At 33.3% G+C, this 12623-nt stretch carries 12 protein-coding genes; 10 read left to right on the top strand and 2 right to left on the bottom strand.

Features of this window, described 5'->3' with window-relative positions:
- Positions 1-11: 11 nt before the first annotated feature.
- Positions 12-3050: a SusC/RagA family TonB-linked outer membrane protein gene (locus LNP19_RS05695; protein ID WP_230063827.1), complete on the bottom strand. Its 3039-nt coding sequence runs from the start codon at positions 3048-3050 to the stop codon at positions 12-14.
- Positions 3051-4546: 1496 nt separating this feature from the next.
- Here LNP19_RS05695 and LNP19_RS05700 point away from each other — a divergent pair.
- The 3 genes from LNP19_RS05700 (at position 4547) to LNP19_RS05710 (ending at position 5840) form a co-directional block, all read left to right on the top strand.
- The gene (locus LNP19_RS05700; protein WP_230063828.1) at positions 4547-4810 is read left to right on the top strand and encodes a hypothetical protein; all 264 of its coding nucleotides are present in this window, start codon (positions 4547-4549) and stop codon (positions 4808-4810) included.
- A 64-nt stretch (positions 4811-4874) separates the two neighbouring features.
- Positions 4875-5342, top strand: coding sequence for a helix-turn-helix domain-containing protein (locus LNP19_RS05705; protein WP_230063829.1), 468 nt, complete (start codon positions 4875-4877; stop codon positions 5340-5342).
- A 78-nt stretch (positions 5343-5420) separates the two neighbouring features.
- Positions 5421-5840, top strand: a complete 420-nt coding sequence (locus LNP19_RS05710; protein WP_230063830.1) for a hypothetical protein — start codon at positions 5421-5423, stop codon at positions 5838-5840.
- A 157-nt stretch (positions 5841-5997) separates the two neighbouring features.
- Here the strand turns inward: LNP19_RS05710 and LNP19_RS15400 are convergent, their stop codons facing one another.
- The gene (locus LNP19_RS15400) at positions 5998-6132 is read right to left on the bottom strand and encodes a hypothetical protein (RefSeq protein WP_255665932.1); all 135 of its coding nucleotides are present in this window, start codon (positions 6130-6132) and stop codon (positions 5998-6000) included.
- A gap of 155 nt (positions 6133-6287) precedes the next feature.
- On the opposite strand from LNP19_RS15400, the gene LNP19_RS05715 reads away from it, so the two are divergent.
- From LNP19_RS05715 to LNP19_RS05745, 7 genes are all read left to right on the top strand, one after another.
- A complete protein-coding gene (locus LNP19_RS05715; RefSeq protein WP_230063831.1) occupies positions 6288-6833 on the top strand; it encodes a hypothetical protein in 546 nt (181 codons plus the stop codon).
- A 179-nt stretch (positions 6834-7012) separates the two neighbouring features.
- Complete coding sequence (locus LNP19_RS05720; protein WP_230063832.1) at positions 7013-7360, top strand: hypothetical protein; 348 nt, start codon at positions 7013-7015, stop codon at positions 7358-7360.
- A gap of 141 nt (positions 7361-7501) precedes the next feature.
- Positions 7502-8476 carry a hypothetical protein gene (locus tag LNP19_RS05725; RefSeq protein ID WP_230063833.1) on the top strand — a complete coding sequence of 325 codons (975 nt, stop codon included), beginning with the start codon at positions 7502-7504 and terminating at the stop codon, positions 8474-8476.
- Positions 8477-8566: 90 nt separating this feature from the next.
- The gene (locus LNP19_RS05730) at positions 8567-10969 is read left to right on the top strand and encodes a hypothetical protein (protein WP_230063834.1); all 2403 of its coding nucleotides are present in this window, start codon (positions 8567-8569) and stop codon (positions 10967-10969) included.
- A gap of 1 nt (position 10970) precedes the next feature.
- Positions 10971-11294, top strand: a complete 324-nt coding sequence (locus LNP19_RS05735; protein WP_230063835.1) for a hypothetical protein — start codon at positions 10971-10973, stop codon at positions 11292-11294.
- Positions 11295-11474: 180 nt separating this feature from the next.
- Positions 11475-12140 carry a hypothetical protein gene (locus LNP19_RS05740; RefSeq protein ID WP_230063836.1) on the top strand — a complete coding sequence of 222 codons (666 nt, stop codon included), beginning with the start codon at positions 11475-11477 and terminating at the stop codon, positions 12138-12140.
- Positions 12141-12154: 14 nt separating this feature from the next.
- Positions 12155-12568: a hypothetical protein gene (locus LNP19_RS05745; protein ID WP_230063837.1), complete on the top strand. Its 414-nt coding sequence runs from the start codon at positions 12155-12157 to the stop codon at positions 12566-12568.
- Positions 12569-12623: the final 55 nt, after the last annotated feature.

The following is a 12623-nucleotide window of genomic DNA, read 5'->3' on the forward strand; positions in this document are numbered from 1 at the left end:
TGGGTTTAAGGTTAAAAGCTAAATTGGAATCCTGTAGTAACTATTTTCAATGGGGGTAGTCCACCTCTGGTTTTAAACTCAGGATCAGCACCTCTATAGGAGGTAAAGGTGACCAAGTTTTGTGCCTGGATATTGAATTTACACACTACGCCTTTTATCCAGCTAGAAGGGAGCTCATAGCTCAAGGATATATTTTTTAATCGTATGTAGGAAGCATCAGTAATTGACGCATCGCTTTCTCGGTATTTAGTAAATGCGTTTGCTACAGCAGCCTTTGCACCGGTACTGTATTGCTGAAAAGGGCCTACATCAGAAGGGTTTTGCCAGTGCGCCAGCACATCAGTCGTTTGGTTATTTCTACTTCCAGGCAAGCCAAGGGTAGAGACTGAGTTGTAATTTAATTGCTTAACAAACTGGAATAGGAAATCGAGCTGTAGGCCTTTGTAGTGAAGTTGGTTTTGTAAAGCCCCATAAAACGCAGGATTTAAGTCGCTAAGGTATTTTTTATCATCTTTAGCAGAAAGTACTCCATCACCATTAAAATCTTCAAACTGATATAATCCTGTTGCGGGGTCAAGGCCTGTAAAATTATATACTTTTACAATATTCAAGGGTGCCCCTATAACATACTTATTTGCATAGGTTGAGCTCTCTAAATCTGGGAATCGCAACAGTTTGTTTTTCGAAATACTAATGTTATAATTACTGCTCCATCCAAAGTCCTTGCGTTGAATAATTGCGGTTCGTAGTGTCAATTCTATTCCATCATTCTGTACACTGGCATCAAGGTTGGCTTGTATACTGTTAAAACCAGTTGTTCCAGGTAAAGGAATCCCTACTAATTGACTCGATGAGGTATTTCGAAACCAGCCGGCGGTCAAGAAAACGCGGTCTTTAAAAAAGCCAAGTTCTGTTGCTATCTCCAATTTTTTATTGTTTTCCCATCCAAAATTAGAATTAAATAGTCGAGTAGGTTCTAAGCCAACAATCCCTTGGTATGGATTCCCAGAAGAGCTGTAGCTGTCTAAATACTGGTAATCCCCGATTTGGTCATTTCCTGTTATTCCATAACTGGCTCGCAGTTTGCCGAAACTTAGAAGTGAAGTGTTTCCATCAGTTGTATAACTATCTTTAGTAAAAAGCCATGCAGCACCGATGGCACCAAAATTAGCAAACTTGTTGCCTGGACCAAAACGACTTGAACCATCTTTTCTAGCGGTAACGTTTACAAAATAGCGATCCTGCCAACTTAAATTGGCGCGACAAAAGAAAGCTTGGTATTTGTATTCAGTATCATCGCTACTCATAATATTGACATTAGAGGCCGATGCCAAATCATAAATCAAGCTGTTGCTGGTAAATCCCTCAGCGCCTAGAACCAGCTGTTCTCCATTGAGTTGATTGAAAGTACTTCCCAATAACATCGTAATCTTAGCCTGACCGATGGTAGTGTGCCAATTTATCTGTGGCTCTATAATCCATGATTGTCTAGAAGTTGAATTGGTAAAAAGAGAAGAAAATTCACTGCTAAGTCCATAAGCAGGGTTGTAAATCGTCGATGGAAAAGTACTGCTCTCTGTGTGTTTCAGCTCAGTAAAACCAAAACTAGATTTCAGTTCAAAGTGATAGGGAAGTTGATATGATAAAATAGTGTTTGCTACAAAATCATAGGTTTTGCTCAATGATTTACCGTTCAAATTGCTCAAAGGATTTTCCCAAGTACTGTTCTCCCAGTTCAACTCGCCTGCTGCATCATAAAGCGTTGGAGCATTCGGGGCTAGTTTTCTTGAAATAGTAGTTAGGTCGGTAGAGGGCTGATTATTGTCCTGTACTGTATAGCCAGCTGAAAACGTAATGCCAAACTTTTTATTTTCAGACGCATGGTTCAAGTTGATCCGGACATTTCCTTTTTTATATCCAAAATCACCGGGAAAAACGGTCGTTTCTTTTCCATAATTTCCATTGATGATAAACTGAGTGTATTCGTTGCCACCCATAACAGAGGATTGTAGATTCGTGATGGTGGAAGTACCTCCGGTAAGTACTTTTTGCCAATTGGTATTTCGAGTTTGGTCCCAAGTACCATTGATTTCATAAGCAGAAGCAGGATATTTAGTGTAACCATCATTAGCGTAAGCTTCTTTACGCATTTCTAAGTATTGCTCTGTATTCATTAAGTCCATAAAGCGGGTTACCTTGCCAAAACCATAGGAATAGTTTGCGGCATAAGTGGTTTTGCCTGCCTTCCCCTTTTTAGTTGTAATCAGTACCACGCCATTGGCTCCACGAGAACCATATATAGCTGTGGCATCAGCATCTTTGAGTACTTCTATGCTTTCAATATCTCCGGGATTCAAATTGTTCAAGGGGCTAGTCAAGGTAGGCATAATTGACGCAGTGGCACTAAACCCGATGGGATCACTTGCATATGGCACCCCATTTATAATATATAATGGTCGGTTTCCATCAGCTCTGAGACTGTTGTGCCCGCGTATCTGTATATCAAATCCACCTCCCGGGACACCAGTAGTCTGGGTTATATTTACCCCCGCCATACGTCCCTGCATAGCAGCCAGCACATTAGTTACCGGTTGGGTCTCAATATCTTTAGCCGTAATGCGGGCAATACTTCCGGTGCGCTCCTTTTCTTTGACGGAATAGTAACCGGCATTGATACGGACTTCCTGCAAGGAGGTGATGTCTTCCTGTAGCTGGATGTGGATGTTTTTGCGGTAGTTTATGGGGATTATAGCTGTTTTGTAACCGATATAGCTCACAACTAAGGTATCATTGGCTTTGGCTAGGAGGCTGTATTTGCCATCAAAGTCGGATAGGACGGCATAATTGACGCGGTTTTTTATGGAGATGGTCACGCCGGGCAAGGGGGTTCTGCCATCGGTTATGATACCACTTATTTGGTTTTGCTGTCGTTCAGACAGCTCTGGCCTTAGTGTTTTGTTAGCTAAGGCTGGGCTGCTGCTTAGGATAATCCCGATAAGGATTATGTAGCATAAAGCTGAAGCTGTGTTGTGAAATGAAGAATTTTTCATAATATTGGTTTAGTTTAATGAAACGTTAGTTTTGTTTGCGATGGTTCTCTTCAGTTGTCCAGACGGTTAGGGGGCCTTTTTTGTTTACAAAGTCATTGCGAGGTACGACGCACCCGAGAGAAGCGAACGGAGCGTTAGCTAACCTCACTTTTATTATTATTACTCTGTCATAGTTGATCTTTTGTTAGTGATTAAACATTAAATTTATTTTTATCCATAAACAGTTGGGTTTTAATTACTATTCCGTTCTTTTTTGCATTGCCCAAAAAAGAACCAAAAAACGCTAGCCTGACTATTTTTATCCTGAAAATCTTCGGATGTATTTTCCTATCGCGACCCCAGCCGCTCTTGCTGCGCACTCGACTCGGGGGTCACTCCCTTCGGCCAAGGCTTAAATCCATTCTTCGATTTTCTGAGATAAAAATAGAAGGGCGGTTTTAGCAAAAGCATAATCTTTATTTAGTCATAGGCGTTTTGAGTTATGGATTTTCTGTTTTCTGATCACTGCAATCTGATCACTGACCACTGCCTTCTTTCTTCATCAACCATAAATATAAAGGCATATCAATGTTATAAATGCTAGTATTAATAAGGCTTGTATTTGTTTGTAATATTTCATGTTATTTAGTAGGTTATCTGTTATGAGTTATGGGTTGTCGGTTATCAGTTTTCTGTTGTCGGTTATCCGCCCCAATAGCGATCGGGATCGGTTGTCTGTTGTCTGACCACTGCAATCTGATCACTGCCTTCTGACCTCTGACCACTGTTTTCTTTACTCTTTATTCTTTGTCATCCTGAGCTTGTCGAAGGACACATCTCACGATAAAAACATCCTGCACCATTAATAAATTCAAATTAAATTAATGAGATCAATTGCTCAAAGGATCGTGCGGTGCAGGTGTTTTTTTTTAGCCTTAAAGTTTCAAGTCTAAGGTCTTAAAGTCTTTATGCTTGGTATTTTTTTATCATTGGCGTTTTTTTAGTTATCGGTTGTCTGTTATCAGTTATGCCCTTCGACAAGCTCAGGGTGACACAGGTTATTGGTTAAAATTGGCATAGGGATTCCTGACCGGTTAAGAAAAGTACATTTTCCTGACTGGGAATGCTGAATTATGGGTTTGGGGTTTAAGAAGCTGTTTTTACTAGGCTTACTGAAACAAAGTCTGAAAACTTTGGGGACGCATTTGGAAAATAGAAATAAAGACAATACTTTTAAAGTGCGAGTTTAAAGAGGAAGGGCTTCAATCGAAGTGCCAAAGGCATTTTAAGTTTTATGGGCTATAAAGGGGATTATTTTATGTAATTCCTTTTTTTATGTGTCAAGGCAGGGTTAAACGCTGCAGGATTACAATCCTGTTTGTTGTTTTCCTGGCTTGATGCCCTAATTGTTTCCGGTTTTGAGACGGTAAAGCAGCTTGCTTGTAGCAGGTGGTTAAGGTGGTTTGATCGTGCTGATGCATAAAAAGATCGTTCTCATAATTTATAGGTTTATGGTTATGGAACGATGTATTTCGTGGTATGAATGGTCTTTGCAGAAAAAGCAAGGAGCGGCCTCACACTTTAGAACCGTGGGCGACCAAACCCATCCCCACAATCTTTCGATTGAGAAGGTACTATCTAAAGCTTACGTGAGAACCGCTCGCATGCCTTGCAAAAGTAAAAAACTTTTTGACATGGAGCGACTTCACGATACTCTCGATAGTAAAATTGGTCGTTTCGGTTCGAGAAAACATCGTTTTGATTATGCCAAAAAAGGCTAATTGTCAATTCGCTAGAACAAATATAACAATAGTTTCTTAATTACAAAATTTTTAAACAAAGAAAATGAATCATAATATTGATAAATACATTAGTGACAAGATTTCAGAATTAAAATGGCAGGATAAACAACTATCCGAAATTTCTGGGTTATCAAAAGGACAAGTTAGCAAACTAAAAAATGGTTCAGTATCAAAATTATCTGCTCAAACCTTTTATTTAATTGTAAAAGCTTTTAATGATTCTATAGATAATGCAACTAGAATTGTATTCCTAAATCAGAAATTCGATTTAAATAAATGGATTCCTAAAGAGCGTAATGAATTTGGGAAAATAATGTCTAAATACGAGAATATCACAAATTCGCTAGAAGAAATTTCAGCTAAAACTGGAATTAATGAAATAAGATTAAGTGAATTGTATTATAGAAAAGGAGCTTTAGATGCCTATGAATTACTATTTATTGAAAAAGCTATCGGAAAGAAGCCAGGGGAATTATTTGAGGAGTTTTATGGAAAAAATATTTTGTTTTGAGAGGACAAAAAATGATTGAGACTATATAAATGATATATAAAAATACGTAAAGGGAAAGATTTAAAAAAGAATATTACTATGTACGAAGAATATAGCCGACAAGCATTGCCTTCAAAAAGATATAGAGAATTGCTAGGTTCTGCAATCTGTGTGTTTAATTCTAATAATCAATTTATTATCGAAAATATTTTGAGAATAGACGACTCGAATTACAATTGGTATGAACTAATAGATAAAACTTCCGGAGATTTGTCGCAGCCTGTGAAAGAAACCATTACTAAAAATTCCGACACGAAAATTGCAGTATTATTTTCATCGGTAATTGGCAAAAGAAACCGAATAATTCATAGTTTTCAGATAACTGAAAATAACGAACAGGTACTTAGAACCAAGACAAAAAATAATGAGCAGTTCACTATTACAGAATCATCTTTACTAGAGTTTATAAAAGACAATGAAAATTTGTCGTTAATGTTGCATCAATTAAGAGGTCATTGACTTTGAAAGGGATTGGAAGAATAGTAAATACACGAACGGCTAACAGGCTCCCAGCTCTCCGAAGTGTTCCATAAAAAATAAACATTCTTAAAAATCTAGGGCGCTGTGCGAAGTCTCCTGACTTCGTATCCCGCTCCACTAAGTGTTCGTCTCTACGCTAGGCAAATGTTTCATGCATTTTCTTTAAAATACCCTTAAAAGCCGCAAGAATAATGAAATTCTCCTGACTGTTTGCGTGAATGTTTTTAAAACTCAATGAAGGTATTGCGTCTTCTAAACTTGAAAAACGCATTTGTTGGTGGCAAATTCCGCTGATGTGTTGCTTTCTTAAAAATAAGAATAATCTTCTTTTTACACAAGTATTTTGTTATATTTGGTGGTAATACAACGGAGGTTATTTCACAGACTGACGTTATGCCTTCTACTAAAAAAACTAACGACAAAAAAATGAGTAAAGAAAAATATGAGTTAATTCAAAAAATGAATGAAATAATTGAAAAACCAGCAGGAAAACAAGCTATTAGATTTATATTAAATTCGCTTGGTTCAGTTCCAGTTGTTGGAGGAATGATTTCAGCTACTGGTTCCGTTTGGAGTGAAAAAGAACAACAAGAATATAATCAAGTATTAGCTGAATGGGCAAATAAGACTGAATCCGATTTAAAAGATATTTTAGTAAATATTGAAAATTTATTACAGACACCTACCAAAACAAAAATGACCCTGCTGATTGGTGAAATTATTGGAAATGATAATGCTGAAAAGTTTTTAGAGAAAAGCAATTCTCAAATCCCATTGGTTTTAAACAATCAAACTATCAATGAATTACAACCATTTATTGAAATTCAATGGATATCCATTAAATCAACTGGAGCTACTTGTTCAATGGGAGCAGGAAATCGAGTAGGTAATCACTTCGAAGAACTGAAAAGACCATATGGAATGGGTACTGGTTTTGTACTCACTTTAAACGAATCTTATTTTATAGATTAATCTTAGAGATGAAAAGTATAAGGCATAACAGCCATTTAGCGAGATTGTGGGTTTAGTGGAATTACCGTTTCGCATCAAGTTTTCGTTAAGCCGAAAATTGAAAGGTTACGAATTTCCAGCCATCTCAAAGCAGCAAACCGTTATGCGTCAGCTTAAACGAAAATTACTCAAAAGAAGAAATGGGACATAAAAGTGTTTGTTTAGAATGTAGAAAATCATTAAATAGGGAAATTGACAGTAATTCTGAGAGAATTTATCCATGCTCTGAATGTGGAAAACCTATGACACTTTTGCCACACAGATTCAAACCGCCTAAAAAAACTGAAGACAAAAAATGGGAAACTGTAAATTTTCTAATTGAACATGGTTTTTACTATCAACATGTTTATGAAAATGTTGAAGTCAAAAAAAGTGGAATCATAGTTTATGAAAATTACGCAAAATATCCAGAAAACATAAAAGATGCAAAAGAGTTTGTCGAAAAATATAAAGATCAAGCTCGAATCTATAAATATAAAACAGGTTAGATTTTATTATAATGCAGAAATTCAAATCACTGGTTTGATGAAAGTAAAATTTATTTATTGAGCAAATATTTATGTTAGTTTAATTGACGTGACAGTGTAACGACAATTAAAAAATAGAAATGGAATTTTAAAACAAATAATATGGAACAACAAACGACAACCGTTTTAAATGCAAATGCTTTAGAGTTGCATTATTGGTTTAACGATAACTCGCACACAATGAATGCTTTTGTTCAGAATAAGTGTGAATTGGAGTTCCTTGGTATTATTAATGAAATTGCAACTACTTTCGGTGCAGAAATAATAATTGAAACAGAACCTTTTGGTGATGGTGGTTTGATACGTTGGTTTAGAATAAAAACCAAATTAAATGAAAAATCATCTGTTTTAAAAGTTGCTATTGTAACTGCATTAGCCACAACAATATTAGTTACCCCTCTAAATACTGTTGTAACAAAAGCTACAGAAAAATTAATTGAAAAGGCATTTGAAGATGAAGAAAAAACTAATCGTGCTACCGAAAAAGAAAAACTTGAACTCGAAGAATTAAAACTCAATGTAGAGCTCAAAAGACAGTTGTTACATAAAAACACTGTAATCAGTAAAAAGAAATCCAATTTTTATGAAATATTAGACAGATATCCAAAAGTCACTCAGGTTTCAATTGCTATTCAGGATAAAGACAAAAAACGTGTTTCCGAAGAAAATTTTGTTCGAAAAGAAAATTTCAAAGAATTTATTTTAGTTACTGATAAACTAGAACCTGATTATATTGACAATGCAATTATTGAAATTATTTCCCCAGTACTAAAAAAAGGAGATTACAAATGGAGAGGTATTTACAATGGAGAAACCGTTTCTTTTACAATGAAATCCAATGAATTTAAAACATTAGTTCAAACTGGTAAAATTGAATTCAAAAATGGTTCTTCAATAAATTGTTTACTAAAAATAGACAAGAAGATGAACAACGAAGGCATTGAACAAATCTCTAACTATACCATAAAAAGAGTGAATAATTATTTTGAAAATGACAAACCTATTGAAACTCCAGAAGGTAAAAATTATAGACAAAAACGAGAAGCTGACGAATCTCAATATGGAATGTTTGATTAAAATGTGTGATTTTGGTTAGCTGTGACTTTTATCTTTTTTGGTAAAATTTAAAAAGAACGATAACCATATAAAATTAAAAAGGAACTAATTATGAGTTATTCAGATTGGCAGAAAATAGATCTCCATATCCACACAGATTGGAGTAGAAAAACAAAGGAAAATGATTATAACGGAAGTTTTTGTGTTGATATTCTCAAACAAAAGCTAAAAGAGAGTCGTGTTAATATTTTTTCCCTAACCGATCATAATATAATAAACATTGATGCTTATAATGCCTACTATGATAGTTATAATGAATTTGAGGACCCATTACTTTTACTTGGCGTAGAACTTGACATTATTGTTAATACTGAATCAAGAGGTAATAAAACATACCATTCATTAATAATTTTTAATTTCCAGGATAAAACAAACGCAAGAAATATTTCAGATAAATTAGAAGCCAAATACGCTCAAAATGGTGTTGCAGATAAAGAGAGGGTATTAAATATTGAGGAAGTTATAGAATTATTTCCAGATGATGATTTCTTTTTTATCCCTCACGCAGGAAATACAAAAAGTATTTTAGATGGCTATAAAGAAAATATTGAAGACGCTCAACGAATGGTTTTGTTAATGCCAAGTGCATTTGAAAAAGTAGCCGAAAAAGCTAGGCAACAATATAACAAAGGATTTGATAAGGTTTTAGAATATGATTTTAAGAAAAGAAATGATATACCGTATATTAACTTTTCTGACAATCATAATATTTCACAATACCCTTGTACCAATAAAGGAGGGCAGGAATGTAAAATCCATCAGTTTTATTATCTAAAAGGAGATAAAAGTTTTGAAGCATTGCGTTTAGCTTTTATAGATCCCGAATCTCGAATTAAATCAACACCAGAGCTAGACAAAATTCATCCAACTTTCAACTATATTGAGAAAATAAAGATTACTAATAATTCTACATTAACCGATTGTGAGTTAGTATTTAGTCCACACCTAAACACATTAATAGGTGGACGCTCAAGCGGAAAGAGTTTAATGATGACAATTTTAGGAGATAAAATTGATAGTGTAAATATTGAAAAAAGCAAGTACAATATCGATTACGATCAAATTGAAATTAAGTCAAAATTTGATATGCTTTATGGAGACAAAGCATCAATAACAAAAGATGAAATTATCTACATTAAGCAGGGTGATATTGTTAGATATTTTGAAGATAAAAAACTTGAAGATTTAGCAAAAGAAGCTAATAAAGGGACTCTATATACAGAAACACGTACTCTTTTTACGGAACATAAAAGAACCTTCGATTCTGTAATTGATACCTTTTTAGAAGCATATAGTGTAAGCTCAAACGATAAAGGACAAAAGTTTATACTTCACGATTCAACTATTGAAAATATATTAAGTGAACATTTTGTATTCAGTTGGAATAAAAACCAGTCGTTTGAAAAATTAGATCAAACGGATTTGATAACTGAATCAAAAGACTTACTAGATTTAATTAAAGAAAAAAATGCTGAATTAAAAACAAAGACCATTCTTTCGTTTAAAGAAAATGAGTTAGAAACAATTCAAAATTATGAAGATTTAATCGATGTCAAATTGGAATTAATTTCGAAATTAGATAAACTAAATACAAAAAAAATAAGGTTTTTGAATTCAATAGATTCTGTAATCGATAATGTAAATCAACAACTTACCCAAGAAGCAAGAAGTAAGAGTGAATCAAAAAAAATAATTAATGATTTAAAAACTAGTATTGAAAAGAAATTTAATTCTAGTGTAATTCTTAAAAAAAGTTCTGATTCTCTTGAAAAATTCAACTATGAATTAAAACAACCTATTAAAATTAATGATAGTGTTTCATTAATTCTAGAAATAGAAAAAGTAAATACTATTATTGATTTAATTCTTGAGGGTATTCAAAATGGAGAAAATAATATTAGTTTATATCTTAATACGTTAGGTCTTCTTAATTCTAAAAAAAGCATTAAAAATTATAGCGATGTAAGTAGTGATTCTCTTCGGAAAAAAATAAGAAAACAACTTTCAGATTTATTAAATTCATATGACAATCCAACAGATTATTTGGAATATGAAAATGGTGAAAGTTCCAAAAAGAATAGTCCTGGATATAACTCTGAAAAATATTTAGAAATAATTTTAAAAAACCCCAAGTCTAAAATTATTTTTATAGATCAACCCGAAGACAATCTTGGGAACAAATTCATTACCGATACATTGGTAAAACTAATAAGAGAAATTAAATTCAATAAACAAATTTTTTTAGTTACACATAATCCATCAATTGTTGTGTATGGAGATGCTGAAAGCATAATCATAGCATCAAATCAAAGTAACAAGATTAGCTATAAACAAGTTGTCCTTGAAAATCAAAATGCTCAAAAAGAAATTTGCGGAATACTTGATGGTGGAGAATATATCTTCAATATGCGATCTAAAAAATATAACATTAAAAGAATTTTAAAAGATAATTAAAATGACAGAAAAAATAGCTAAAATATTGTTTGATGAAGATGCTAACATTATTACAATTGAGGGTATCGGTTCTAATAATCTTCAAATTGATTACACTGGCGATATTGACTTTACTAATTTAGTAGAAACTTTAACCGTTTTTATTGAAGAAAACATTTTCATTAAAATTGAAAACACTGATGATTTACCTAAAGAAGGGAAAATTTCAATTGTTTTGGAAACAATAATCGAAATTATTAAAAAATATAATGAAAGCATATCAACAATTGAATCAACTGGACAAGTTTCTTTAGTTAATGACGATGATGATGATTTACCTTTTTAATTTTAAAATTTTAAAAACAATAAACCCAGCATTAACAATTCACCTGTAAATAATGAGTGAGATACAAAACATAGAATGGAAATAAAGTTGGCACGAGGTTATTGAATATGATAATAAAGAATTGGAAGAATTAATACTAGCAAGAATGACAAAAGTTGGAGCTGAAATTTCGCAAACATTATGAACTATATTCACAGTACATCAGCTTTTCATGTAACTTGGTTAAGTAGATTAAATCCTATTTACAGAATTTTAAGTGATATTCAATATGTTGAAGATTTTTTTGAGAATGGAAATATTTATCTATCAAGTTTTAAAAATTTTAAAAAATATGAAGATGAAATGCAAGGTGATAGAACTGAAGGACAAAATCTAGTTGGTGGATTTAATGGCAAAGACGCTAGCCAATATGTATCTTATGAAGGTGGGATCAACGCTTATGTACTGTGTGCTACAAATTCTTTGAATGAAAATGTAATTAAGGATTTTAAAGGTATAGGTGCAATAAAAATAAAAGATTCAGTAAATTTTGGTAAAGAAATAGCAAGGAAATTACCTTTTGTTAATACCGGTATTGAAGGAGATTGTATATATGGAGATTCTAAAGTTCAAATATTAGAAAATGAACAGAATAAAGCATTTCATGATATTGACTTTGAAAATCCAATTATAATGAAAGAGGAATTATCCCAAATAACTTTAGGGGTTGAAATGTTTATGAAGCATAAAAAATATGAGCATCAACAAGAACACAGGTTATTATGGTTTTCTGAAGTTCAAATTGAAAACGGAATAGTTATTCATTGTCCCGAGGCAATTAAATATTGTGATAAAATAATTTTTTGAAAGGCATATTTGAAATGGAAGAAATAAAAGAAACAGTATTTACAGTAATTCAAAATTATCTAAAAACACCTCCTGTAATTATCTGGGGCTCTGGAGCAACAGTCCCTTTTGGACTTCCTAGTATGAATACACTAAATGGGATTTTAAAAAATAATATTTCAGAGTTTGATAAAGATTGTGAGAATCTTGAAGTTGAACTTGGTAAAGAAAAGTATCATGAAGTAAGGTTTGAAATACAAGATGTCATAGGCGGAAAAGATAATGTTTGTGGTCAAGCCCAAAAATCACAAACAGGGACGCCAGGAAATTACAAAATAGTATCTAAAGGATTAATTTATATAAAAAAAGCTGGCTTTAAACAGTGTAAGACACGTTGCAAGTGTAGCTGGTCACGAATTAAATCACGTTGCAGATTATATAAGCGGTAATTATGCTGGATGGCTAAATCAATTCGGAAATAATGCCCGTTCAGAAGTTAAGGCT

This window comes from Flavobacterium acetivorans (assembly GCF_020911885.1).
Taxonomy (GTDB): domain Bacteria; phylum Bacteroidota; class Bacteroidia; order Flavobacteriales; family Flavobacteriaceae; genus Flavobacterium; species Flavobacterium acetivorans.